This window comes from Planctomycetia bacterium (genome assembly GCA_015200345.1).
Taxonomy (GTDB): Bacteria; Planctomycetota; Phycisphaerae; order UBA1845; family UTPLA1; genus PLA3.
The window spans coordinates 2,444,211-2,469,193 of record CP054187.1; the positions used below are offsets into that span (position 1 = coordinate 2,444,211).

The window sequence follows — 24,983 nt, forward strand, 5'->3', positions numbered from 1 at the left end:
GGCGTTGTTGGCCTGATCGGCGCGGCTACAATGTCCCGATGGAATCCGACCTCGCGAAGATCCTGATTCCGCGTGAGCGGATTCAGCAGCGCGTGCAGGAGATGGGCCGCGACATCGCCCGCGTGTATGGCGATCAGTCCGGAGAACTGGTCATCGCGGCCATTCTGTCCGGCTCGATTATCTTCCTCGCCGACTTGATCCGATGCCTGCCGTTCAAGATGAAGCTCGGATTGATGACCGTCAGCCGATACCGCGGCGCGACGACGACCGGCGGCGAGACGCATCTTGTGCAGGATCTGAACGAGGACATTGCAGGGCGGCACGTTCTGGTCGTGGACGACATTCTCGACAGCGGTCATACGCTGCGCGAGGTGACGCGGCAGCTCGCCGCACGCGACCCCGCCAGCCTGCGAAGCTGCGTGCTTTTGCGCAAGACGGCCAAAGCCCCGAAAGACCTGAACGCCGATTTCGTTGGCTTTGAGATTGAGGATGTCTTCGTTGTCGGCTACGGACTGGATTATGACGGGCAATATCGAAACTGGCCGGACATCGGCGTGCTTCGCCCGGAATTGTACGCATGACCGCGACGCTGGATCGTCCCCGTTCGCCCGTGCGCGACGTGAAGATTCACGCCGAGGGCAACGCCGTCAAACTCACCTCGCATGCCGTCGTGCCCGAACACCTGCTGGACGGTGGCGAGATCGTCATCCTCGCGATCAAGCCGTCGATGTGGTTTGTTCCGCTCGTGTCGATGCGGTGGATTCTCACCGGCATCGGGCTGATGGCCCTGGGCATGAGCGAATGGAGCCCGCCGGAGTTTCAATGGTATTTCCTTCGCGCCGGCGCGTGGGCCGCTGTGCTGCGGATCGGCTGGGCGATTCTCGAATGGGTATCGACGCTGTACGTTCTGACCAACCATCGCCTGATGCGGATACGCGGGGTGTTTCACGTCGAATTGTTCGAATGCCGATTGAAGAAGATCCAGAACATGTACCTGTCCCTGACGCTCGCCGAGCGGCTCACGCGCACCGGCACGCTGGTGTTCATGACGGCGGCGGCCGCGGGCGGCGGGTCGACCTTGTGGCGCATCGTGGCGAGGCCGCTCGAAGTGCATGAGCAGGTCGTGGCGGCGATTCGCAAGGCGCAGGATCGCAACGGCGGAGCGCTGTAAGCAGTATGAAGCCAAATACAAACATCCTGATGGCGGTGGTTGTGAGTGTCGTGGGATGGTGCGCGGCTGTTCGCGCGCAGGAGGGGCAGGATGGCGAGATTCCGGAAGAACAACGCAGGCTGATTCGTTCGCTCGGCGGCGAGAAGCTCAAAGAGGCCGAGGACATTGTCAAGACGACCAAGGCGATGGGCTGGGATCGCCAGTACCAGGTGATGGAGCAGGCGACCGATGAGATGTTCCGCCAGAACGGATGGAACAGCGAGCCGGACCAGTTTGCACGTAATCTGCTGCGCGAGGTCGGCCAGATTCCTCCGTGGCAGGCGCGCGAACGGCAGGAAATCTTCCTGAACGGATTGCAGGGCCGTTTGAGCCTGACGCACGATCAGCGCATTCTGTTGAACAACGAGATGCAGCGCGAGAGCATGGCGCTGATGGCGCGTCACTTCAAGGACATCGTGCCCGTTGTGCTGGAGGTCGCCAAGACCCGCGCGAGTGATCAGCCGTTCACGCCCGAGCAGGTGCAGCGCTGGTCCAGCAGCCTTGAGCCGATGCTCAACGATTCGCTTGAAACAGTCAAGAAACTGACCCAGCGGCTGGAGCGCACGATGACCGAAGAGCAGCGCCGCATCCTGAAGCGGGATATGGACGCGCTGCTGAAGCGGCATCGTGACGTTGAGAAAATGGTCGTCAAGTGGAAAAAAGGCGAATGGTCGCCGGCCGACTGGGGTTTGCAGAACGATCCGATCCATGCGGGCGTGATGCAGGAGATCGCCCAGCGCAGCGGCGCCAACGCCTCAACGGATCAGAACTGGAAGGATCCGAGCTTCGCGAACAACGAGAACGAATGGGAACGATACGTCCGCTGGTTCTGCGATTATTTCGAGTGCGACGCCTCGCAGCGCACCAAGGCCGACGCGATTCTCAAGACGGCTAAACAGGAGGCGATCCGCTATCGTGAGAGCCGGCGCAACGTGATCGCGCAATACGAGACGCGAATCGCCAATGAGAAAAACCCCGCCGCAAAGACGGCGCTCACGGCCGAGCTGAACAAGAACCTCGCGCCCATCGGCGACCTGTTCCAGCGCATGAAAGAACGCCTCGCGGCCGACGTGCTGACCAGCGCCCAGCGGACGCGGTTGCCGCAAACGGCAACGGTCTCCGGTGCGGAAAAGTCCGGCGATTAGGCGATCCATTCACCGGTTTGCTTCAAAGACAAAGACATCGTGCTTGCCGGTGCTGAACCGCTTCACCACGCGCAGCGGCATGGCCCCGCCGCGCAGTTCGAGGAAGAACGCCTCGTCCTCGGCATCGCTCCAGCGGCGAGTTCGTGTCACCTCGACATGCCATTGCGACCGTCGATCGGCCAGCGTTGCCCGTAGTTCGTTCAGGAGCGCGGCCGGCTTGACCGGCGCGTCGGGCGCCCCGGCGGAACCCGCCACGATCCAGCGCGGATCGCCCTTGAAGCGACCGGCATAAAACATGAGTTGTTCCAGCCGGTCATGTGCCATGACAACGGCATCCCTGCCGGCGTTCTGCTCAAGCCATTGTCCGGCTTCGCGCAGGCACGCCTTGTCGGCATGGATCGGCCGCGTGCAGAACCACGCCAGCGGCGCGAGGACGACGAGCAAGGCTGCGGCAATTACTGCCGGGGCGCGATGCGGTGGCCATCGCGCGGCGACAAGTGAGACGAGTGTCGTAAATCCGGCGGCTGCCCACGGAATCGTGAGCGCCGCCGGAATGACCATGTAGCGGGAGCTGATCTCGCCGTATGTCTTGACGCGTAGGAGCACCGCGACCAATTGCAACCCGATCGCCATGCCAACCAGTCTTGCGCCGGTTGTGCGAGCGCGCGGCGCGCTGCGCAGAAACAATCCGATGACGACAAGCGTCGAGAGAATGTATTTTCCGCTCGCGCCCCATGCGTCGGCCATGCGCCCCGGGGCTTTGTACCAGGGCAGCCATTCGGCCAGTACGAAGGCTCCGAACGGACTGTTCACCGATAATGAACCAGCCGGCTCACCCAGCAGCAGGTCTCTCAGATTTTTATTAGGCATCACGCTGCCCGTAATCAGTGACGGCGGGCTGGCGACGGCGCCGAAGGTCACGAAGATAGAAAGTGCCGCAATTGCGGCGCGCCCACGCCGTCCGCGTTTCGATCCGAGTGCCAGGCCCGCCCCGACGGCGATCACGGCGCCCAGCGCCTCCTGCCGCAGCCAGTACGCCGCCCCCACCATCGCGCCGCACGCAGCAGCCCACCCGGTCATTCGCCGCATGCAGTCGCTATGCTCGAGCGCGCGCAGCCCCCCCAACAGCGCCGCAAGGTACAGCGCCAGGTGCGGCATGTCGGAGAGCACGTCGCCGGACAACTCCGCCCCCTGCGGCCAGAGCGCGGCGAACAACCCGGCGATGCCCGCCAGCAGCGGATCAAACAATCGCCGTGTCAAAAAGTAGACAAGTACGCATGATGCCACCCCGCCCAGCACGGCCACCATCTGCCCCGCGCGCAGCCACGTTTGCGGATCCTTCGACGTCGAATCGCCGCCGAGCATTCGCATCGCGCCCAGTAGCAGATACGAATACCCCGGCTGCTTCGACGTGCCCTTCATCGCTGCGACCGGGTCGGCCGCCAGTTGCTTCGCGAACTCCACAAAGTGCACGCCGTCGCGGCTGATGCACTCCAACCGCGACGCTGCGTGAACGCGCACCAGCGCCGCCAGCAGCACAATCGCAGCAACGTGTCGCCAGGTCGATGCGGTCAGGTGCGGTGTCAATCGCGTTCGAAGCCTCCGAAAGGTGCAAGCAGCTCGATGCCGGCTTCGGCGTGCGGCCCGGTGCTGGTCGCGTCGCGCTGCGCGGTTAGAATAAGCCGGATTACCCGCGTCGTCGCCACGGAACGCGAAGCGCCCGGCGCGGAGGGGTTCTTCATGGCATTCGATGCTTCGGAACAGGAACACGTCGCCCGGGCGCTGGGTCGAATCCCCAGCGGCTGCTCGATCCTGACGGTCGTCGCGGGCGATCGACGTACCGGCGTGCTCGTGTCCTGGGTGCAGCAGGCCGCCTTTGAGCCACCGATGGTATCGGTCGGCGTGAAGAAGGGCCGCCCGGCCGTAGCGCTCATCGACGAATCGCGGCAATTCGTGCTGAATCTGCTCGGCGAGAACCCGTCGGCGATGTTCAAGCATTTCGGCCGCGGTTTCGCGTTGGAAGACGATGCCTTCGCGGGGTTGGCGATCGAGTCGGTTCCCGGAGGGCTGGCGATTCCCGGCCGCATCGCGCGTTTGAGTGTGGCGGTGCGGCAGAAGGTCGACGCCGGCGATCATTGGCTGTACGTGGGAGAGATCATCGATGCCGACGGCGGCGCGGAGGGCGCCAAACCGTACGTGCATCTGCGGAAAAATGGGTTGTCCTATTAGCGAGGCCTGCATGTCCGAAGAAACCGTTGACGCGTTGATCCGCAAGCTGGGCGACATCAAGACATCATTCTATAACAAGGATTTCCTCCGCACCTGGGACCACACCCAGCCGGAGCTGACGGCCGTGCTGTCCGCCGCCGAGGCGCTGCACGGGCTGTATCGCGCGGGCACGAGCTGCCGCGTGTTCGAGAGCGGCCTGGCCGTGAGCATCTTCCGCGACCAGTCGACGCGCACGCGGTTCAGCTTCGCCAAGGCCGCGAGCCTGCTGGGTCTGACCCCGCAGGACCTCGACGAAGGCAAGAGCCAGATCGCGCACGGCGAAACCGTCCGCGAAACGGCGAACATGATCTCCTTCCTCGCCGAGGTGATCGGCATCCGCGACGACATTTTTCTCGGCGAGGGCCACAAGTACATGAAGGAAGTCGCGCACTCGGTGGACGAGGGCTTTCGCGAGGGCGTCCTGCCGCAGCGACCAGCCGTGGTGAACCTGCAATGCGATGAAGACCACCCGACGCAGGCGATGGCCGACCTGCTGCACCTGAAACGCACGTTCGGTTCGCTGGAGGCCCTGCGTGGCAAGAAGATCGCGATGACCTGGGCCTACAGCCCGTCGTACGGCAAGCCGCTGTCGGTGCCGCAGGCGATTATTACACTGATGTCGAGATACGGCATGAACGTCGTGCTGGCCCATCCCGAGGGATACGACCTGATCGGCGACACGCTGAAGGTGTCCGAGCGGCACGCGAAGGAGAGCGGCGGCAGTTTCGCCCGCGTGCACGACATGGCCGAGGCGTTTCGCGATGCCGACGTGGTTTATCCCAAGAGCTGGGCGCCGTTCCGCGTGATGGAAGAGCGCACGCGGCTGCTGCGCGGCGGACAGAGCGACAAACTCAAGGCGCTCGAGCAGGAGGCGCTCGCCAACAACGCGAAGTTCAAGAACTGGGAGTGCACCAACAAGTTGATGAGCCTCACGCGCGGCGGCAAGGCGCTCTACATGCACTGCCTGCCGGCCGACATCACCGGTGTCTCATGCAAAGAGGGCGAAGTCTCGGCCGACGTGTTCGAGCGCTATCGCCTGACGACCTACCGCGAGGCGTCGTACAAGCCGTTCATCATCGCGGCGATGATCCTGCTGACACGGTTTGAGAATCCCGCGACGGTGCTCGGCTCGCTGGCGAGCACACGAAAGTTAAGACGCATGTAATATCGCATTTTTAAGTGCAGCGTAGACAATTATTTAAAGCAAGGTACCAGCCGCGGTTTACCAGGCGAACACCCAAAAAGTATTGACATAGCGGGGGGGGAGGGGGGTAGTATTGGGCCTGTCGTCTAAATGGACGACTCTGGAAAAGGGATAATTCTGGACCCTCCTTCCAAGCGGGAGGTGTTGCATGGCAATTCGAGGCAGAAATGTGTTCGTGCTGATAATTATCTGCTCTATTGCATCATCAATTGGCCTTCGAGCGGATCATCCTTGCCCCTGCCCACAAGGTACAAGCTGCGGATACGAAAGAGTCGGGCAACCCTATTGCTTCGATGACACCCCTTGTTCTTGTGTTGACCTTGGCTGTCTTAATGGGTTGAAAGTGACGAATTGGTCGTTCTTTCGGTTTGCGAGCGATCCCCCGAATGACATCATCGATTGCTTCTCGGTTGGTTGTGCCGGGTTTTGCTTTGCTTTGGAGTGGCAGGCTTGCGGGCGAGTACTATTCTGTGTTCCGACGGGACTTTTTGGGTTTTGTTTTACAAATAGTCAGTGTTCTGGAAACCTATCGCTCCAAACATGGAATGTCTATGGATATTGGGCTTCGTACCCTGAACCTTGTTGCTATTTGTATCAATAAGAGGGGCCTATGCGATCTTTCGTTATGCCCATTGTCGTGTTGTGCAGTTTGGCGGAGGGCCTTCAAGCACAAGTTCCGGATGCGCTGCGCCGTTCGTTGGAGTTGAGGCGATCCTTTCAAACGGCCGAGATGCGATATAGGTTGAAGCTGGTCGGGCCTTGGGGGGACAATTTTCGCAATTTCGAATCACGGATTGCGGGCGCTTCGTACATGGTCATCGACCGGGGTGATGACGATGGGATTATTACGTACAGTGCTCACACCGGGCTGCCCAATCTGGGGATGCGGGGCGCTTGCGCTCCGGTGCTTGAGTTGGTTGATCGAAGTTCGGGCAGCGCCTGGTATTTTCAGGAGGGGAGCGGTTCAGCGACCTCGCAAACGCCGGCCGAGGCAACGGCCTTGGATATTCGCACAATAGGCTTTGAGCCATTCCCGCTGATATCTGATCCGTCGGTGATGATTGAGAACTGGAAGCAGTTCTTTCCTTCGCCGGGGCATTGGCGAGTTCAGGAGAGCGGCCACTTTACACAAGTTGTTGCCGAAAGGGACTTTGACGTAAAGCAAGCTCCCAAGCATCGCCAGAGATGGGTTTGGACGATTGATCCTAGTCGGGATGATGTCGTAGTCAGCATCGTTATTGAAGTTGCGCTGCAGGATCAGGCTCCTCGCACGTGGGGGAAAGGGGAAACCACCTACAAACGGATTGACGGCCATTGGATTCCGTGCGCATTCACAGGATGGCGAGAGGGGAAAAAAGACGAAGTGCTACGGGCCGAGTATGAGCTGCTGGAAGCGTCCTTGGACAAGGAACATCACCCGCGCACCTTGACGGTTGACATGCTCAAAATCCCGGAAGGCACTTTTGTGGGATCCCCATCGGGCGGGCGTCGTGACGTGCGAGTCTGGAACGGCAATTCACCTGTTTCACGGGAAGAATGGTTAGAGACCAAGCGTCCACCTGCAAATCAGAGCGTTGATACGACTCTGGCCGGGCGCCAAAAGGCAGATCATTATCGCTATCCCGCCTGGTGGTACGATGACGCAGGATTGAATGGACTGAAAGGCGTGCCGACCGATCCGAACGAATGGGAAGCCTACGTTCGAAGGTGGTGCATCCGTCACGAAGCGAATGAAAAGCAGCGTACGGCGGCGAGGGGTATTCTGGACGATTGTCGAAAAGAAGCACGTGCCTATTTGGAGAAACACCGGCCGGAACTGGAGAAGCTTGAATCGCGGCAGAACACGCTGGATCCGTCTTCCAAGGAACTCGCTGCCGTGCAGGCACAACAAGATAAACTGCTTCAGCCGGTGAGCGCGATTTTTGATCGGCTCAAAGCGCGGCTTGAGCCGCTTCTGCTTCAAAAGCAGGCCACAATCCGATCGCAGCCGACATCGGCCGCTGCATCGTCCACTAGACCATAGAAGCATCGAGTTGTGGAATGAATGAGAGTTTCACTGCAAGTCCGCAACCCAACCAACCTTGTAAGCGGCTGTTCAATGCTGACTAGGCGACTCACTTCCCTGCCTTGCGCTGGCAATACACACTCGCAAACGCCGCATAAAACGCCGCGCATTTCACCAGATGCTCGATCGGCACGCTGTCGTTCACCGTGTGGGCGACCGCCTCCGGCGCCGGGCCGAAGCCGACGCACGGAATCCCGTACAACCCGGCGATGGAGACGCCGTTGGTGCTGAAGGTCCAGCGGCCGGGCTTCTGCCGCTCGCCGAACAGGGCCGCGTAGGTGTCCACCGCCGCCGCCACCTGCGGGGCATTTTCCGCCTCGCACCAGGTTGGGAAAAAGTTCTCCGTCGGATAGACGAGGCCGGTGTAGGTCGGCTTGTCGTAGCGGACGATCTTCACCTCGCCGGCGACGCCCGCTTTCTTCATCGCCGCCTTCACCTCGGCGATGGCCGACGCCTTGGTGTCGCCGACCGTCAACCGCCGATCGAGATGGATGTACGCCTGGTCCGGCACAGCGCAGAGGCTGGGCGTCTTGCAGTCGATGTAACTGACGGTGATCGTCGCCTTGCCGAGAAAAGCGTGATCACGCAATCGCGTGTTCAGCGCCTCGATCTCGCGCACGACCCGCGCCATCTTATACACCGCGTTGTCGCCCTTGTGCGGCATTGAGCCGTGACACGATTTGCCCCGCACGGTGACGCCGATCTCCATCCGCCCGCGCTGGCCGCGCAGAATTCTGCAATTGGTCGAATCCGTCACCACGACCGCCTCCGGCCGGATGCCGCCCTCCTTCACCAGGTACTGCCAGCACAGCCCGTCGCAATCTTCTTCCGCTACGGTGAACGTGAGCAGCAGCGTGTAATCCTTCGTGGGAATCTTCAGGTCTCGGATGATCCGCCCTGCATAGACCATCGCCGGCACGGCCCCCTTCTGATCGCCCGCCCCGCGGCCATACACGATTCCCTTGGCGACCTTGCCCTTGTACGGGTCATGCTTCCACTCGGAGGGATTGCCGACGCCGACGGTATCGACGTGTGCGTCAATGGCGATGAGTCGTTTACCGCTGCCGATCTTCGCGAGCAGATTGCCGAACTTGTCGGTCCAGACCTTGTCATACGCGCCGACCTTTTTCAGCTCCTGGCGGATCCGCGCGATGACCCGACCTTCGATGCCGGTCTGCGACGGAATGGCGACGATGTCGCGGAGAAACTTGACCATGGCGGGCTGATACCTGGCTGCCTGTTTGCGAATCGCGGAAAAGTCGAGCATGAATGTGATTCCTTGATGTTGAACGACCTCGTGATGAGCGAGTATCGGGGGAGGCCTTCGATTCCGACGCGTGATCCCCTCACCCTGTCCTCTCCCCCGAGGGGAGAGGGTTTCTGGAGCAGTTCATACTATAATGGCCGCCCATGAGCGGCAACGAGCGAACGATGTGCGGCAACGGGCATGAGAAATGGATGCGCCTGGCCATCGAGCAGGCGCGGACCAGCATCGCCGGCGGGCAGAGTCCGTTCGGCGCAGTCGTCGTGCGAGAGGGCAAACTGGTCGTCGCGGCGCACAACGAAGTCTGGCATCGCACCGACCCGACGGCCCACGCGGAGATCGTCACGATCCAGAAGGCGGCCGCGACCCTGAAGACCATCGACCTGTCGGGCTGCGTGATGTACTCAACGTGTGAGCCGTGTCCGATGTGCGCAGCGGCGATTCACTGGAGCAAACTGGACGCGGTGTATTACGGTGCGACCATCGCCGACGCCCAGCGCGCGGGGTTCACCGAGCTGACCCTGCCGATCGGCGAGGTCTATCGCATCGGCAACAGCCGCGTACAGGCCGTTCCGGGCATCATGCAGTCCGAGTGCGCGAAATTGTTTGACGAATGGCTGGCACACACGGGGCATCGAGTATATTGAAGCCCATTGGAATGTAGAATTAAGAATGCAGAAAGGGCATCCGCCGAAATCTTAGCCCCGAGCACCAGCGAGCGGGCACCGACGACATGCAAGACAGTGTTGAGTTTGTTCCACGAGGTATCAATCCATGCAGCGAATCAGGATCGCGTTACTGGCTGTCTTGCTTCTTGCACTCTCCTGCGACTCGAAGCCTGACGCAAGCGGTAATGCGGCGAGCAGTCGTCCGGGCGGCGCACAAACATCCGCCAAGCGCATCGGCGTTTCGCTGCTGACCGTCCAGCACGCCTTCTACCAGGACCTGCGCGCCGGGATGGAAGACGAAGCGAAAAGCCTCGGCTATGCGCTGCGTATTACCAGCGGCGAATTCGACGCCGCCCGGCAGGCCAACCAGATCGACGAGTTTCTTGTCCAGAAGCTGGACGCCATCGTCGTCTGCCCCTGCGATTCACGCAGCGTCGGCGCCAGCATCCGCGCCGCCAACGACGCCGGCGTCCCCGTCTTCACCGCCGACATCGCCAGCACCTCCCCGCTCGGCAAGGTCGTCTCGCACATCGCCTCCGACAACGTCGCCGGCGGGCGCAAGGCCGCCGACCTGATGGCCCAGGCCCTGGGCGGCAAGGGCAAAGTCGCCATCCTCTCACACCCGGAAGTCGCCAGCGTCAGCGCGCGCGTCGACGGCTTTCGCAGGCAGATCGCCGCCACGCCCGGCATCACCATCGCCGCGGAGCTGTCGGCCGACGGCAAGCGCGATAAAGCCGTGCGTGTGATGGAAGATTTGCTGCAATCACATAGCGACCTCGCCGGCGTGTTCGCCATCAACGATGATTGCGCCCTCGGCGCCCTGGCGGCGATCGAATCCGCCGGCAAGCTCGGCCAAGTCACCATCGTCGGCTACGACGCGACGCCCGAGGCGCGTGCGAAGATCAAACAGGGCGCGATCTATGGCGACGTGATCCAGAACCCGCGCGAAATCGGAAGGCTGACCATTCAAGCCATTCACGATCACTTCAGCGGCCGAACGCCGGCCGCGGTGATTCCCGTCGATGTCGGCGTCTTTACCAAGGACACGCCCTGATCGCATGACCGATGCCCCACCGTTGCTGCGATTCGTCGGCGTGGGCAAATCGTTCCCCGGCGTTCGCGCGCTGGAGGCCGTGTCGTTCGACGCGCGGGCCGGGCAAATTCATGCCATCGCCGGCGAGAACGGCGCCGGAAAATCGACATTAATGAAAATACTATCGGGCGTGCATCAGCCTGATGACGGCTGCATCGAGATCAACGGCCGCTCGACGCCGATCGCCGACGCCCGCGACGCGCAGCGCCTGGGCATCGCCATCGTCCATCAGGAGTTCAATCTCGCGCGGCACCTGTCCGTCGCCGAGAACGTCTTCCTGGGCCGCTGGCCGCGCCGCGCCGGATCGGGCCTTATCGACTTTCCGGCGCTCCACCGCCGCGCCACCGCATTGCTGGCGACCCTCGGCATCACGCTGGATGTCCGCCTGCCGGTCGAAGCCCTGTCAGTCGCCCAGCAGCAAATGGTCGAGATCGCCCGGGCACTGTCGCTCGACGCCCGCGTGCTGATCCTCGATGAGCCGTCGGCCGTGCTGACGCCGGCCGAACTTCAATCGCTTTTCACCCTGCTGCGGCAGCTTCGCGCGCGAGGCGCCGGCATCCTCTACATCTCGCATCGTCTCGAGGAAGTCTTCGATCTCGCCGACCGCGTCACCGTCCTGCGCGATGGCCGGCACATCAGCACCCGCCCGATCGCCGACGTGACCCGCGACGGCCTGATCCGCGAAATGGTTGGCCGCCCGCTCGACGAGGAATTCCCCGCTCGATCGGCGTCGCTCGGGCCGGTCGTTCTTAGCGTGCGCGATCTGACTTCGCCGGGTCGGTTCGAGTCCGTCGCCTTCGACGTGCGCGCCGGCGAAGTGTTCGGGTTGACCGGCCTCGTCGGTGCCGGCCGCTCGTCAGTATTGCAGGCGATTTTCGGCGCGTGCGCCGTATCGCGCGGCCACGTCGACGTTGGCGATACACGCGGGCCTTTCCGCTCGCCGCGCGCCGCCATGGCCGCCGGCGTCGCCTATCTGCCGGAGGATCGCAAACGCCAGGGGCTGCTGCTGGAGCGGCCGATTCGTGAAAACATCACGCTTGCCAACCTTGGCGCGTACGCCGCCGGCGGACTGCTGCATCCCTCCCGCGAGCGCGAATCCGTCAGCCGCCATGCACAGCGACTGCGTTTTCGCGGCGAGGCGATGGAATCGCCGGCGCGGACGTTCAGCGGCGGCAATCAGCAGAAACTGCTGCTGGCTCGCTGGCTGGATCGATCGTGTCGCGTCATGTTGCTTGACGAACCGACGCGCGGCGTGGATGTCGGCGCCAAGGTGGAAATCTACGCTTTAATAAATGAGCTTGCCGCGCAGGGGCTGGCCATCGTTATCGTCTCGTCGGAGCTGCCCGAGATCATCGGCATGTGCGACCGCATCGGCGTCATGTGCCGCGGACACCTGGCGGGGATACTGGACAATACCGGCCGCCGCGTCACGCAGGAGCAGGTGATGGCGCTCGCGGTGAGTACGTAATGATGGTTGAAATCCGATGAGCAAGCCGGCCCAAGGCGAAGCGCGAGAGCGAATCACCCCGCGCGGCTTGATCGAGGAACGCAGGTATGACGCACACGTCCCGAGACCTACTGATTCGCGGTCGGATGTTGGTGGTGCTGCTTCTGCTGATCACCGCGGCCGCCCTGCTCACCGACGGCGTGTTTCTTCAACCCGAAAACCTCGTCAACGTCGCCCGGCAAATCTCCTTCGAGGCGATGATCGCCTTCGGCATGACGCTGATCATCATCACCGGCGGAATCGACTTGTCCGTCGGTTCAGTCGTCGCGCTCGCAGGCGTCGTCGCCGCGCTGGCGATGCGCGCGGCCGGCGATCAGTCAACGGGCGCGATCCTGGTTGGCGCGATCGCCGCCTGCGGCACAGGCCTCGTCGGCGGCGCGGCGGCCGGCGCGATCATCACGCGCTTTGCCCTGCCGCCGTTCATCGTGACGTTGGCCCTGATGCTCGTGGCGCGGGGGCTGGCGTTCATCCTCTGCGGCGGTGAACCAATCTACGAGGGGCTGCCGACCGGCTTGCTTTGGTTGGGCCGCGGTTTCGTCCTCGAGGGCGCGCTGGGCCGGCGGTTGCCGGTACCGGTGCTCGTCATGGCCATTCTCTTCGCCACGTCCTGGATGCTCCTTGCGCGGACGGTGGTGGGCCGCTGCGTCATCGCCGTCGGCAGCAACGAGGAGGCGGCCCGGCTGGCCGGCATCCCCGTACGGCGAACGAAGTTGTTTGTCTACGTTCTCACCGGCGGACTGGCCGGCCTCGTCGGCCTGCTTCACGACGGGAAACTGATGGCCGCCGATCCGAAGATCGGCGAAATGTGGGAGCTGAACATCATCGCGGCCGTGGTCGTCGGCGGGACGAGTCTCTTCGGCGGGCGCGGCGGCATCCCCGGCACGCTCGTCGGCGCGCTGATCATCGGCGTGCTCAACAACATGCTGAACCTGATGGGCGTGCAGCATTTCTGGCAAAAAGTTGTACTCGGGCTGGTGATTCTCGCGGCGGCCCTGCTGGACGCGGCGATGGCGAAGCTGGGGAAAAAGTAAAGAATGTAAAATGCAGAACGACCAAGCGCCAACGCCGCGATCCGAGTCGTCGCACGCGACGCACAGGTTTCTGCATCCGCCTTTCAGAATACCGTGCCGCAGTCACGCCGTCTTCGCCAACCGATCGAACGACACTTCGAGGCGGTCTTTCACGAGCTGCATGTTGTCGGGCCGATTGCCGCGCTCGGGCTGGCAGCAGTCTTCAATCAGCTTGATCAGCGTCGGGTCGAGCTGCTGGGATGAATCCAGATTCGGATTGCGCCACCGATCAAGGCTGACCCCCGCCTTGCTCGTCGCCGAGCTGTTCAACTCCGTCTCGACCGAGCGGCCCAGAAACACGCGGTGCATCGTCGCTCCCAGCCCGAACACGTCCGTCCGCTGATCCAGCGCCAATCGCTCAACCTGTTCCTTGGCGATGAAGTCCTTCGTCCCCTGGATGCGCTCCTTCCGCGTCAGCATCGGGCACGCCTGACCGAAGTCGATGATCGTCGGGCGACCGCTCTTTGCGCAGAGGATGTTCTGCGGCTTCAGGTCCGCGTGAATGAACCCGCGACGGTGAAGATCGTGCAAACCGTCGGCCACGTGCCAGAAAACTTTGATCACCAGCAGCAGCGGCGCGCCTTCGGCGAACTTGTCCAGCGGAACGCCCTCCACAAACTCCAGAAGGTTGTACGCCTCGATCGCCCGGAGCTTCCGCTTCACGATCCCGTACTCCACCGTCTTGCGAAGCACCGGGTGGCTGTTCAGCACGCCAATATCGAACTCGTTCTTCAGCTGGCGCACCTGCGACTGCCAGTTCTCCGCCGAGGCCGAAACCGACTTCTTGCAGTAGTGCTTGCCGTCCTTTGCGTCGCGCATGAGCGTCACGCGGGTCCCGGCGCCGGTTCCCAGCTCACGCACGAACATCAAGCTTTCAAGGCGCTTTGACACGGCTTCGCTTCAGACAAACGGCGTCCTGTTCTGCGGCTTCCTAATATCGGCCAGCCAACCCGTTGGATGTTGTCTTCATCACGGGGCACATGCCCATGCAAGGCCCAATCTGCCCCGAATGGCCGCGGCCGCGACCGCAATGGAAGACCCAGAACGCCGGTCCATTCCCCTGTCAAGTTATTTCTTCAAACGGGCAATCGTGCGGGGAATTGCCCCGGAAACCATCTTTCTTGATGGTACGCGTATCGTGAAGTGAGGCGAACGGGGAACGAAGGTCCGCAAATGATGGACGGAAATAGGGCAAAAACGGACGCTGAACCCAGGTTCCAATCTCCCGCGCTCACGGTCAATCCAATGATACCGACAAGCCACGTGTCTTTCCAACGCGCTCCGCTTTGCTCGACGCTCCTGCCGGAGTTGGGGCGAGGCGTCGAAGTGGGCAAAGATCGGTGGCTTATCGCGGTGAACCCGAGGGGAAAGTTACCCGATGGAGCCCCGGATTCGCCTTGTGACGCCGGGTTTTACTGGTGGAACAAGCCCTGCAATGCCCCATTCACCGCCTCGCCCAACGACGATCGGCGATGGACGCGCCGATCGGGGGAAACCGCCATGCAGAGAAACCACGCCCGCGCCGCGTCCCACGGAACCATCAGTCGATTCTGGCTCACCCTCCGAATCTGGTGGTGGTGGCTTCGGCCGACCACGGCGTCAGGCCGAACGCCTGCGCCGCCCTCGGACGGGTCGATGAGGCATTCATGCTACGACGCGGATGAATGAGTTGCCCCGACTGCGCCGGCGGGCGTCGGTCCGGTCGGGCGATGGTCGAACTCGTCGCCTCGGAACGTCGTGCCGAGGTAGGCGTCGCGGACCGTCTGGTCATTGATCAGCGCCCGGGGGGAGCCTTCGGCAATGACGCGGCCCTCGTGAATGATGTAGCTGCGATCCGTCACTTCCAGCGTCTGGCGCACGTTGTGGTCCGTCAGCAGGATCGACAATCCCAGATCGTTCTTCAGATGTGAGATTTCGCGTTGCAGATCCTGCACCGCGATGGGGTCGACCCCGCTGAACGGCTCGTCCAGCAGAATGATGGCGGGCTGCGTGATCAGCGCGCGGGCGATTTCGAGCTTGCGACGCTCGCCGCCCGACAGCGTGCGTGCCTCTTGTTTGGCATTTCGTAACAACCCGAACTGCTCCATCAGCGCCGCGGCGCGTTTTTGGCGCTCGGCGCCCGACAAACCGGGCAGCATCTCCAGAATCGCGAGCAGGTTCTGCTCCACCGACAAGCGCACAAAGACGCTGTTCTCCTGCGACAGGTAGCCCAGCCCCTTGCGCGCGCGCTGGTACATGTGCAGCCGGGAAATGTCCTCGCCCTTGAAGAGTACCTGCCCCGCGTCGGGCGTGACGATGCCCATCGTCATTCTGAAACTTGTCGTTTTTCCAGCCCCGTTGCGGCCCAGCAACCCGACGATTTCCCCCTGGTTGACGTGAAAGCCGACTTTGTTCACGACCATGCGGCCGCCGTAGCTCTTCACCAAGTCAATTGTCTGTAACAACAGCTTCCCGTGGCTCATGGGGGATCCAGTCGGCCCTTGCGCTCATCGTGCCCGGCGCGCCGGTCGCCGCATGTTGACAACTTGTTTACAGCCCGGATCGACCTGGGACAGAACCGGGACGGACCGATGATCAGCGGGTGGAATTATAACGAATGCGCCGTCCAGTGCGAACGCTTGAGGAATTCGTTCATTTCATCCTTAACCCGCGTGGTTTCAGTAAGTTAGCGACGTCCAGACGTAAAATTATCGGCAGATCGAAACGATTGCACGCGGCGCTCGAATCCGCCGCACAATCGCGCCTTCCTCTGCGTCATGTAATCTGCTCCCGCGTGTGGATAACCTGCGAAATTCACGACGCCGCTGACGATCAATTCAGAACACGCCAAGTGATGAAAGCTTCCATCTTATCGGATGATACGCATCCGGCCAAAGTTGGGGATGATGGGCGGAGAGCCATCTGAAATGCGCAGTCCCCCGGGCCAATACACAAAAAACGCTCGGCCGATCAATTGGTCCTCGGGCACGGTTCCGTAGGAGTAGTTTCCACGCTCGACGAGGAACGGCGCAACCTCCCACCACAACCGCGAATCTTTGCTTTGCGGACTGTTGTCCCCGCAGCAGAAGTATTCGCGGGGGTCTTCGCGCAGCAGAATCGGGTTGTTCGCCGTGCCCCAGGCCGGATATTGCGCGTACTCATTTCGCTGACGCGAAGGACCGCCCCCGTCGAGCGTAAAGTCCGAGCGATAGAACACATCGCGATGGACGACGAGATGGCGGATTTCCAGCGGCGTGCCCCTCGCGCCGATTCGCACTTCGGCGCGATTGTAACGCCCGTCCTGATACGGCCGCTCAAGCAGCCGATCGAGGTCGGGCGCGTACTGCTGATCCGTTGTGGCGAGCACTTCGCGATCGTTGATGCGCAGCGCCACGCGATAGTCAAGATTCTCAAACTCCACGACGACCGGCTGGCCAGGCCGCAGCGGCTCGATTTTGGCGCGGGAAAGCTCAATCCGCACCGGGCCTTTGTCGGATCGATCCAGAATCAGCGTGCCGTCGGTGTGAAGGATCGCGCGGAACTCATCCGGCCCACGCGCCAGCGAGAGCGCCAGCTCCCCCTCGGTCGGTCCGGGCCACAAGACAAAACTCAATTTGACATCGCCGACGTCGTGCTGCGTCGGAACCGATCCGGCGCTCACGTCGTTGTACGCATAATGATCCTGAATGCGGCGGCCGGTCAGCCGAAGCCATTTCGTCTCCTTGCCTTCCGGAACAAATCGCACGATGGGCGTTCCCGCGTCCCAGCCCTTCTTCGCGCCGCTTTCCGCCGTGGACGACTCCCCTGGCGAGCCGCTCGTCTCCGGCACCCACATCGGCGGGTCGAACATCGGCTCATTGGGCACGGCCTTGGCGGCCGGCGGGTAGTCGTGATCGTAATGAATCATCCAGAGTGATTTCTGCGCGACAGGTGTCTTTCTCTGGATGCGCAGCTGCTGGGTGAGGACTTTTTCCTGCGCCGGCGTCAGGCGTCGTGCCGACGGATTGCCCTTCGGTGGCGGCTGCGACAACGCATCGATGATGTCCTTCGGCACTTTGCTGATCGGCGCGGTGTACAGATCGCCGTTGATGATCTCCAGCACTTCGCCGGGCAGGCCGAGCATGCGCTTGATGTAGTTGGTGTCGCCGTCCTGCGGATCCTTGAACACGACCACGTCCCAGCGCTTCGGACCGAGCAGCGGCCCGCCGATGTCGTAGGCCCACTTGTGAACCAGGATGCGATCGCCGGCGTCAGGAACGACGCGCGTCTGCGGCGTGCGGTTGAGCTGATTGTTCCCCGCGCCGGCCCAACTGCAATTCGGGCAGCGCACTCCAAACCCCAGCGGCGCATCCAGCGTGCCGTCCTGCCGGTAGCCGCCCGGCAGTTGCAACGCCTCGCGGATGCCATAGACAAAAGGATATTTGCACATCTCACACCGGTGCTGGGCGTGAAGGCCGTACAGCCCCGGCGCCATCGAACCGGTCGGAATGACAAACGCCTCAACGACAAACGCGCGGAACACAAAGGCAAGGATGAACGCCACGACGATCGATTCAATCGTGTCACGGATGCCGTCACGCGGCGGAGCCGAGGAGCTTGCTGCGGCGAGCGCGCGGTCGTTGCCGGCGGCCTGCGCATCTGTCTGGGGGGCGGTGGCGGTCATGATGGTTCGAGTGACGTAACGGAGCCGCGACGCAGCGCCTCTCACGGGCCGGACTTCTGCCGGCGGCCGTCGGTTCATCGACCATACTCCCCCCTTACGAGCGGGTCAATCGTGCGGTTCAATGGTGCGGCCCCATGGTGCGGCTCCCTGGATCCCCGGCACGGCGGCTGTTTGCCCGATTCATCCGCCTCAATAAGCGAACCTCCATGACCCAGCGCGTGATTGTCATTATTAACCCTGTTTCCGGTCGAACCCGGGGAGACCACGCCTTGATGCACCTTTTTCGGCGGCTGCGGACGGTCGGCGCCGACTTGGACGTGTTTCGCACGACCGCCCCGGGTGATGCCCGACGGTGGGGACGCCAAGCGGCTGCAAGCAGGGCCGATCTTGTGATCGTTGCCGGCGGCGATGGCACGGTGAGCGAAGTCGTGTGCGGCCTGCGCGAAGCCGATGGGCCGGCGCAGGACGGTCAAGCCAGTGCGCTGCCGCCGCTGCTGATCGCGCCGCGCGGCACGGAGAACGTGCTGGCGAAGTACCTCGGGTTGCGGCTCGATGGCAATCTTCTGGCCGAGGCAGCGCTGAACGGCCGGGCGCAGGAGATCGATCTGGGCCTGTGCAATGGTCGGCCGTTCATGCTGGTCGCGGGGGTGGGGTTCGATGCCGAAGTGGTGCGGCGTGTGCACGCCGTGCGCAGGAGGCACTTGGACTACGGGGCCTATTTCTGGCCGCTCTGGCGGACGTTCTGGTCGTATCGCCATCCAGTGATATGCGTGGACGTGGATGGACGGCGCGTGTTCGCGGGGCCGGGGCTGGCCATCGCCGGGAACATTCCGCGCTATGCGATGGGCCTGCGGATTCTGCGAGACGCGCGCCCCGACGACGGCCTGATGGATGTCTGCATCTTCGCGGTGAGGTCGCGTCGCGGGTTGATTCATCACGCGGTGCGGGCGGCCCTGGCGCGACACGTCGGGCGCCCCGACGTGGTGTACCGTCAGGGCCGCGTGGTGCGAATTGACGCCGCTAACGAACCGCACGGCGCTGCCATGGATTCGGCGCATCGCTCGCAGCACGCATCACCGGCCCCCTGCGTGGAGATGGACGGTGACCCCTGCGGCGAGTTGCCGATTGAACTGGAAGTGATCCCCCGCGGCGCGCGGTTCATCGTGCCGCAGGGCTGGCGAATGTGACACGCTGCCAACAACTCCCTCTACCTTACTAGGGAGAGGGTTGGGGTGAGGGTGAATCATGCTGATTGAGATGCTCGCCCCCCGCCGTCGCTTGACGATTCGCGATGGCGGGATCCGCGTTTTTTCCCTGCTTGGCTGGGTCCTCGTGGCGATGCCCGCGTCGCGCGTCGATGCCTGGCAGGCAACCGCCGATGCACCGGCGTCGGAAGCACGCAGCCGCCTATCGACGCAGGCGAAAGATGGCCCAGTCACTGCAACGGCACCGACCCCTTACGCCGATCCCTGGCAGGGGGTTGGATACGAAGACCTGGCGCACCTGATGAAGATCGCACGGCGTTCCCTCACAGCGAAGCTGGTCGCCGACTCCGAACTCGCGCCGGGTTATGTTCCCCCGACCCTTCGCGAAAGGAGCGGAATTGTATGCCTGCGATTGCGCTCGGGCGGCCGGCTGATCTGCGAGGCGGCCTCGGGCCGCAAGCCGATCGTTGAAGCGGCTGGTTCGGCTGGCGTTGCACTCGCGCAAACCATTATTAAAAATAAGGTTAAGTGTGATGATGGGGGACGGAGTCTTGGGTTGGAACTTGAGTGGCTCGGTCCGTCGGAGGCACTGGTATCGGGGCTCGCCGAAGGGGGGCAGTGGTCGGAGGAGTTGCTGCATTCGTTCGAGCCGGGGGTGGAGGGGATCGCTGTGGAGTTTCAGGGGAATCAGGCCTGGATCTGTCCGAGCGAGATTGTGACGCGGAACTACAGTCCCGACCTCGCGCTGGCCGCCGCGGAGTCAAAGGCCGGGGTGCAATTCATTCATAAGGTTCGATTGCAGAGACAGATAAAGTACTCTCGCTTCCCTTCGCTTCATCTCTGGCAACCAGGCGCGGATCAACTTCCCGTCCGCCTGCATCGTGGTGAGAAACTGGTTGAACAGTCTGCGGTGAGCGCGCGAGGCCTGGATGAAGCCATTGCGCGGATGCGGAGGTATTTGCGTTACCTGCAAATGGCCGATGGCGGCTTCGCGGAGGAATACAGCCCTTCCGCGGACCGATTCGACCACGGTCCGACACCACGGTTGCAGATGAGCGCCTTGAGCTCGCTGGCGGTGCTGGCGGAGTGGACGGGTCAGGCGTTGGACCGGGAGCGGTTGAAACGCTGCGTGGAGCGGGCCGCGCTGGCCGTGAAGCCGATCCATCGCGCGGAGCTTCAGCCCGCAGAGCTTCAACGCGCGGCGAAGGATGACCGGGGCGAGATCAGGATCGAGGAGGTGGGGCTGGCGGTGCAGTTTCCGGGAGAGGTGGATTGCCTGGAGCTGACCGCGCAGCTGCTGCTGGCAAAGCTGGCCCTGGGACGCCTTGAACCCTCTGGAACCCACGAACCCCTCGAACCCCTCGAACCCCTCGAACCCCTTGAACCCCTTGAACCCCTTGAACCCCTTGAACCCCTTGAACCCCTTGAACCTTTCGTCCCGAGCACGGCCCGCGAAGACAGAATCGCTCAAGGCCTTGCGAAGGCGATTCGCGCGAGCCAGGGCGGGGATGGTCGGCTTGAATTGAAACTCAACAATGGTGGGGAGTCGCAACCCGAGTCGGTCGTGGCTGGCGCGTGGGGGATGCGCGCGCTGATGTCCTGGGATGAATCGGCACGGGACGCTGCGATCACCGCGATGGTGGAACGGGCGCGGGTGCATTATCAGTCCTGGTATGAGCGCGAGGGCGAGCCGCGTGCATCGGCGGCGTTGGCGCGGGCGTTGATGCAGCTTTATGACCGGACGAATGATGCGCGGTGCAGTGACCTGGCGTTCTCGATACTGGATCGGATCGCGGCGTTGCAGGTGACGCCGGCGGCTTGTCCGATGCCGGAGCTTTGGGGTTCGATCAACGCAGGGCAGCCGGGCGTGGTGGGTTCGGATAGTGCAGCCTATGTGTCAGCCCTGGCGGAGGGCCTGGTGCTGGCCCGGCGGATCGGTGACCGGCAGCGCGTGGAGCGCTACGAGCGCGCGGTTCGGCTCGGTACGCGGTTCATTCTTCAACTGGAGTTCACGGAGGCCGGTTGTTTTTACGTTCGCACGCCGCGTGATGCCTTGGGGGGCGTGCGAATGTCTCCATGGGACCATCGCATTCGCGTGGATCGGTGCGGGGATGCGTTGGAATCGCTCATTGAGGCCCGCGCGGCGCTGTTCGGGGAGCCGGCGCGCCGCGGGGATTCGGCGCATCGCTGAAGTGAAGTCGAAGAAGCGTTCGTAGCGAGGAATAAACACCCTCTCCCTTCCAGGGAGAGGGCCGGGGTGTGGGTGAATCGGCGCATCGCTGAAGTGAAGTCGAAGAAGCGTTCGTAGCGAGGAATAAACACCCTCTCCCTTCGAGGGAGAGGGCCGGGGTGAGGGTGAATCGGCGCATCGCTGAAGTGAAGTCGAAGAAGCGTTCGTAGCGAGGAATAAACACCCTCTCCCTTTCAGGGAGAGGGCCGGGGTGAGGGTGTGAATCGGCGCATCGCTGAAGTGAAGTCGAAGAAGCGTTCGTAGCGAGCAATAAACACCCTCTCCCTTCCAGGGAGAAGGCCGGGGTGAGGTGAATCGCGCAAGCGCTGAAGTGAAGTCGAAGAAGCGTTCGTAGCGAGGAATAAACACCCTCTCCTTCCGGGAGAGGGCCGTGAGGGTGTGAATCGGCGCATCGCTGAAGTGAAGTCGAAGAAGCGTTCGTAGCGAGCAATAAACACCCTCTCCCTTCCAGGGAGAGGGCCGGGGTGAGGGTGAATCGGCGCAGCGCTGAAGTGAAGTCGAAGAAGCGTTCGTAGCGAGGAATAAACACCCTCTCCCTTCCAGGGAGAGGGCCGGGGTGAGGGTGAATCGGCGCATCGCGGGGATTCGCAGTAATCGCAGGGTGCGTCCGGGCCACGTCGGAGCCTCGACTCGACGCACCGCCCGAGTGACTCCGCATCACGTGCCATGGGACCGGTCCGACGGATCATTTTCATTTCGCCGGGGCAGCGCTGCCGCATTTACCAGCATTGAGAGCAGTTCTTGCCGATCGCCGCGGCGCGCGCCGATAAAAATGTTTGCTTGAAGTCGCGCACATCCCGCCGATATCTCCCTCACGAACGGATGCAACGGATGCGTTGTTCCCGGCGGTTCCCGCCGGAGCGATCGTGAGGATGCGACGATTCGGCGTGATTCCGTGTGACTCGGTGTTGCGTCGTCGAGGCGATTTCGGCGACTGGTGGGTGTGTGGGCCATGGCGGAAGCTGCGGCGACAGCGCAAGTGATGGCAGGAAACGCAGCGGGCGCAGCGAACGCGCCGGGGGGTGACGCACCGCGGGGCGGGCTTCGCGAGCGGTTTGCGGGCCGCTGGCAGCTTCCCCTGCTGATCGCCAGTGTGCTGGCGCTTTCGGCGGGCGTCTCGCGGCAGGTGGCGCGCTATCGACCGGTAAGCTTTGAGGAGCATCTGAAGCGTGTGGCGGTTCTCCGCGAGGCGAATGCGCTGGGTCGAGCCGCGACGTATATCAAGTATTTGTTGAGTCGGCCGGAGCGGCCTGCGGCCGAGCGGGGCGAACTGTATCGGCTGTATGCGCAGGTTGCTTATCAGGCGGAGTCGTCGGCGACGGCGCATGGCGAGGCGAATACGCGGGCGATCATCCGCAACATGCAGCAGGCGCGCGAAGAGGGTGCAGCGCTTGCGGCATCGGACTGGTACGCGCTGGGCGAGGCGTATCGGTGGGCCGGTCAATGGACCGAGTCGATTGATGCGCTGGGCAAGGCGCTCGAAGCGGGCATGACGCCGGCGGATGCGATTCGCCGGAAGATCGTGGAGTTGCGGCTGGCGACGACCGCGCCGACGGATCCGAAGAATGTGTCGGACATCGCCGCGGTGTTGAGCGCGGCCGATTCGTCGCCGGAGAACTTTGTGTGGGCGACGGATCTGACGGTGGATCGGTTGCTCTCGGCGGGCCGGGCGGACGAGGCCTTGAAACTGGTGAAACAGGCGGAAGCGCGCGGGGGGGAACCGGACGCGCGGCAATCGGTGAGATACCTGGAGGCGTTGTGCCTTCGCGCGATGGGTCGGACGGATGAGGCGGAGGCGTTGCTTCGGCGAATCCGGGAGGAGTGGACGAAGCGCGATGATCTGTGGGCGCGGGCCGGCTGGTTGCTAGGACGATTGCAGCAGGAAGACGACCGGCCGCAGATGGCGCTGGCGTTCTACGAGGAGGTGCTGCGTTCGTTTGCGTCGGGGGAAATGAAATGGGCATGTGAACAGGGTCGTGCCGAATGTCTGGCACGACTGGAGCGGTTTGAAGCGGCGCGGGAGGCCTTTTCGGGGCTGATCGAGCAGCGCGGGGCGTGGGAGCGTTCGCGCTACGTGAATGCGGGTGCGGTTCGTTCAGCGTTGATCGTGATCGCGGAGCGATTGCGCGGCGCCGGCGAGTACGAGGCATCGAACGATTACTACCGACTGGGGCTGAAGCTGGCGGGAACGGATTCGGCGGCGCAGCGCGCGCATTACACGGGTCAGCTCGCGGCGAATTGCCGGTCGCTGGGTGTTCAGGCGCGCGATGCGAGCGACGCACGGGTCGCGGCGCAGTGGTTCGCCGAGGCGGGCCGGCTGAACCTGGCGCGGTCGGAGATTGAGACGCAGGAGCGGTTCCAGGCCGAGGCGCTGGAGGCAGCGGCCGAGGATTTCGACGCGGCGGGCCGGACCGATGAGATGATCCGCGCGCTGACGAAACTGGTGGCGCGGCATCCGACGAACGTGCGGCGGTCGGCGGGCATGTTCCGCCTCGCGCAAGCGCTGGAGGCGCAGGGTCGTTATGCCGAGGCTGCGGCATCGTATCAGGAGATCATGACGGTTTACCGACGGCTGCCGGATGCGTTGTCGTCGATGGTGCCGTTGGCGCGGTGTTTGATTCGTCAGGGCGGCGACCGGGCGCAGCGCGGCGTGGCGATTTTGACGGAGATCGTAGACGACCTGGGGCCGGAGGAAATCTTCACGCCGCGGGCGATGGAATACCGCGAGGCATTGTTTGAGCTGGCGGAGTATTACACGCAGGCCGATCCTGTGCGGATTCCGAATCGCGACGAGTTGGCGATTTCGCGACTGGAAGATGCGCTGGCGTTGTATCCCGACGCGGCCGAGGCGCCCAAGCTGCTGTTTTTATTGGGGGAGTCGTACCGGCGCAGCGCGGGACGGTTGCGCGAGTCGCTGAAAAAGGAACTGGATGCGCGAACACGCGAGGAGTCCGCTCGCGCGGCGGACGACCGGTTGCGGCGCGCGGTGGATGCGTACGAGCGCATCATGGCGCGGCTGGCGGGGCAGGATGGCAGCGCATTGAGTGAATCCGAGCGGCTGTACCTGCGATGCAGCTATTTGTATCGAGCCGATTGTCTGTTTGAACTGGGCGATTATGCAGCGGCCGCGGATGGGTATCGCGAGGCGCAGTGGCGGTACGAGGCCGATCCGTCGGCGGTGTCGGCCGGCGTGCAGCTGTATCACTGCTTTGTGCGGCTGGGCAATGCGAACGAGGCACGGATGGCGCTGGCGCGGCTGGGCTGGTTGTTGAAGAAGCTGCCGGAATCAGCGTTCGAAGCGCGGCGCGGCATGTCGTCGAAGGCGTACTGGGAAGGCTTGGTCGCACGGCTGGAACGGACGAGCGGCGACCTGCTGGCGGGAGCGAGGTGA

General features: G+C 63.0%; 19 protein-coding genes. 12 read left to right on the forward strand and 7 right to left on the reverse strand.

Translation table 11 applies throughout. The features are described 5' to 3' along the window. Positions 1-38: 38 nt before the first annotated feature. Genes hpt through HRU71_10010 form a run of 3 tightly spaced genes read left to right on the forward strand, consistent with a single transcriptional unit; the run spans position 39 to position 2,355 of the window. Positions 39-581 carry a hypoxanthine phosphoribosyltransferase gene (gene hpt, locus HRU71_10000; protein ID QOJ03792.1) on the forward strand — a complete coding sequence of 181 codons (543 nt, stop codon included), beginning with the start codon at positions 39-41 and terminating at the stop codon, positions 579-581. Further along, positions 578-1,171, forward strand: coding sequence for a PH domain-containing protein (locus HRU71_10005; GenBank protein ID QOJ03793.1), 594 nt, complete (start codon positions 578-580; stop codon positions 1,169-1,171). Before hpt ends, HRU71_10005 begins: the two co-directional genes overlap by 4 nt. Positions 1,172-1,176: 5 nt before the next feature. Next, positions 1,177-2,355, forward strand: coding sequence for a hypothetical protein (locus HRU71_10010; GenBank protein ID QOJ03794.1), 1,179 nt, complete (start codon positions 1,177-1,179; stop codon positions 2,353-2,355). A gap of 9 nt (positions 2,356-2,364) precedes the next feature. Here the strand turns inward: HRU71_10010 and HRU71_10015 are convergent, their stop codons facing one another. Next, positions 2,365-3,942 carry a glycosyltransferase family 39 protein gene (locus tag HRU71_10015; protein ID QOJ03795.1) on the reverse strand — a complete coding sequence of 526 codons (1,578 nt, stop codon included), beginning with the start codon at positions 3,940-3,942 and terminating at the stop codon, positions 2,365-2,367. A gap of 36 nt (positions 3,943-3,978) precedes the next feature. On the opposite strand from HRU71_10015, the gene HRU71_10020 reads away from it, so the two are divergent. The 3 genes from HRU71_10020 to HRU71_10030 all read left to right on the forward strand — a co-directional run bounded on the left by HRU71_10020 (position 3,979) and on the right by HRU71_10030 (position 7,850). Further along, the gene (locus HRU71_10020) at positions 3,979-4,584 is read left to right on the forward strand and encodes a flavin reductase family protein (GenBank protein ID QOJ03796.1); all 606 of its coding nucleotides are present in this window, start codon (positions 3,979-3,981) and stop codon (positions 4,582-4,584) included. A gap of 10 nt (positions 4,585-4,594) precedes the next feature. Then, positions 4,595-5,788 carry a knotted carbamoyltransferase YgeW gene (ygeW, locus tag HRU71_10025; GenBank protein QOJ03797.1) on the forward strand — a complete coding sequence of 398 codons (1,194 nt, stop codon included), beginning with the start codon at positions 4,595-4,597 and terminating at the stop codon, positions 5,786-5,788. A 664-nt stretch (positions 5,789-6,452) separates the two neighbouring features. Next, a complete protein-coding gene (locus HRU71_10030) occupies positions 6,453-7,850 on the forward strand; it encodes a hypothetical protein (GenBank protein ID QOJ03798.1) in 1,398 nt (465 codons plus the stop codon). A gap of 91 nt (positions 7,851-7,941) precedes the next feature. On the opposite strand, the gene HRU71_10035 is transcribed toward HRU71_10030, so the two are convergent. Further along, entirely contained in the window at positions 7,942-9,159 is a 1,218-nt protein-coding gene (locus HRU71_10035; protein QOJ03799.1) for a YgeY family selenium metabolism-linked hydrolase, read from the reverse strand. A gap of 143 nt (positions 9,160-9,302) precedes the next feature. Here HRU71_10035 and HRU71_10040 point away from each other — a divergent pair, with 143 nt between their 5' ends. From HRU71_10040 to HRU71_10055, 4 genes are all read left to right on the forward strand, one after another. Next, the gene (locus HRU71_10040) at positions 9,303-9,803 is read left to right on the forward strand and encodes a nucleoside deaminase (protein ID QOJ03800.1); all 501 of its coding nucleotides are present in this window, start codon (positions 9,303-9,305) and stop codon (positions 9,801-9,803) included. Between the two features lie 127 nt (positions 9,804-9,930). Continuing rightward, positions 9,931-10,878 (forward strand): substrate-binding domain-containing protein, encoded by a 948-nt coding sequence (locus HRU71_10045; protein QOJ03801.1) that lies wholly within the window; start codon positions 9,931-9,933, stop codon positions 10,876-10,878. Positions 10,879-10,882: 4 nt separating this feature from the next. Continuing rightward, positions 10,883-12,385 carry a sugar ABC transporter ATP-binding protein gene (locus tag HRU71_10050; GenBank protein ID QOJ03802.1) on the forward strand — a complete coding sequence of 501 codons (1,503 nt, stop codon included), beginning with the start codon at positions 10,883-10,885 and terminating at the stop codon, positions 12,383-12,385. A gap of 86 nt (positions 12,386-12,471) precedes the next feature. Further along, positions 12,472-13,455, forward strand: a complete 984-nt coding sequence (locus HRU71_10055) for an ABC transporter permease (GenBank protein ID QOJ03803.1) — start codon at positions 12,472-12,474, stop codon at positions 13,453-13,455. Between the two features lie 102 nt (positions 13,456-13,557). Here HRU71_10055 and HRU71_10060 read toward each other — a convergent pair whose 3' ends face one another. The 4 genes from HRU71_10060 to HRU71_10075 all read right to left on the reverse strand — a co-directional run bounded on the left by HRU71_10060 (position 13,558) and on the right by HRU71_10075 (position 18,136). After that, on the reverse strand, positions 13,558-14,385 hold the full coding sequence (locus HRU71_10060) for a protein kinase (protein QOJ03804.1): 828 nt from the start codon (positions 14,383-14,385) through the stop codon (positions 13,558-13,560). A gap of 521 nt (positions 14,386-14,906) precedes the next feature. Next, entirely contained in the window at positions 14,907-15,053 is a 147-nt protein-coding gene (locus tag HRU71_10065) for a hypothetical protein (protein ID QOJ03805.1), read from the reverse strand. A gap of 90 nt (positions 15,054-15,143) precedes the next feature. Beyond that, positions 15,144-15,956, reverse strand: coding sequence for an LPS export ABC transporter ATP-binding protein (gene lptB, locus HRU71_10070; protein ID QOJ03806.1), 813 nt, complete (start codon positions 15,954-15,956; stop codon positions 15,144-15,146). A 386-nt stretch (positions 15,957-16,342) separates the two neighbouring features. Continuing rightward, positions 16,343-18,136 carry a hypothetical protein gene (locus HRU71_10075; GenBank protein ID QOJ03807.1) on the reverse strand — a complete coding sequence of 598 codons (1,794 nt, stop codon included), beginning with the start codon at positions 18,134-18,136 and terminating at the stop codon, positions 16,343-16,345. 206 nt (positions 18,137-18,342) lie between these two features. On the opposite strand from HRU71_10075, the gene HRU71_10080 reads away from it, so the two are divergent. Next, on the forward strand, positions 18,343-19,323 hold the full coding sequence (locus HRU71_10080) for a diacylglycerol kinase family lipid kinase (GenBank protein QOJ03808.1): 981 nt from the start codon (positions 18,343-18,345) through the stop codon (positions 19,321-19,323). A 1,209-nt stretch (positions 19,324-20,532) separates the two neighbouring features. Here the strand turns inward: HRU71_10080 and HRU71_10085 are convergent. Continuing rightward, positions 20,533-20,805: a hypothetical protein gene (locus tag HRU71_10085; protein ID QOJ04982.1), complete on the reverse strand. Its 273-nt coding sequence runs from the start codon at positions 20,803-20,805 to the stop codon at positions 20,533-20,535. A 1,739-nt stretch (positions 20,806-22,544) separates the two neighbouring features. On the opposite strand from HRU71_10085, the gene HRU71_10090 reads away from it, so the two are divergent. Then, entirely contained in the window at positions 22,545-24,983 is a 2,439-nt protein-coding gene (locus tag HRU71_10090) for a tetratricopeptide repeat protein (protein QOJ03809.1), read from the forward strand.

Coding starts and splice junctions, on each gene's coding strand:
- hpt (QOJ03792.1), top strand. CDS start 39: ATGGAATCCGACCTCGCGAAGATCCTGATTCCGCGTGAGCGGATTCAG.
- ygeW (QOJ03797.1), top strand. CDS start 4,595: ATGTCCGAAGAAACCGTTGACGCGTTGATCCGCAAGCTGGGCGACATC.
- HRU71_10050 (QOJ03802.1), top strand. CDS start 10,883: ATGACCGATGCCCCACCGTTGCTGCGATTCGTCGGCGTGGGCAAATCG.
- HRU71_10040 (QOJ03800.1), top strand. CDS start 9,303: ATGAGCGGCAACGAGCGAACGATGTGCGGCAACGGGCATGAGAAATGG.
- HRU71_10030 (QOJ03798.1), top strand. CDS start 6,453: ATGCCCATTGTCGTGTTGTGCAGTTTGGCGGAGGGCCTTCAAGCACAA.
- HRU71_10090 (QOJ03809.1), top strand. CDS start 22,545: ATGGCGGAAGCTGCGGCGACAGCGCAAGTGATGGCAGGAAACGCAGCG.
- HRU71_10010 (QOJ03794.1), top strand. CDS start 1,177: ATGAAGCCAAATACAAACATCCTGATGGCGGTGGTTGTGAGTGTCGTG.
- HRU71_10080 (QOJ03808.1), top strand. CDS start 18,343: ATGACCCAGCGCGTGATTGTCATTATTAACCCTGTTTCCGGTCGAACC.
- HRU71_10005 (QOJ03793.1), top strand. CDS start 578: ATGACCGCGACGCTGGATCGTCCCCGTTCGCCCGTGCGCGACGTGAAG.
- HRU71_10035 (QOJ03799.1), bottom strand. CDS start 9,159: ATGCTCGACTTTTCCGCGATTCGCAAACAGGCAGCCAGGTATCAGCCC.
- HRU71_10055 (QOJ03803.1), top strand. CDS start 12,472: ATGACGCACACGTCCCGAGACCTACTGATTCGCGGTCGGATGTTGGTG.
- HRU71_10020 (QOJ03796.1), top strand. CDS start 3,979: ATGCCGGCTTCGGCGTGCGGCCCGGTGCTGGTCGCGTCGCGCTGCGCG.
- lptB (QOJ03806.1), bottom strand. CDS start 15,956: ATGAGCCACGGGAAGCTGTTGTTACAGACAATTGACTTGGTGAAGAGC.
- HRU71_10075 (QOJ03807.1), bottom strand. CDS start 18,136: ATGACCGCCACCGCCCCCCAGACAGATGCGCAGGCCGCCGGCAACGAC.
- HRU71_10045 (QOJ03801.1), top strand. CDS start 9,931: ATGCAGCGAATCAGGATCGCGTTACTGGCTGTCTTGCTTCTTGCACTC.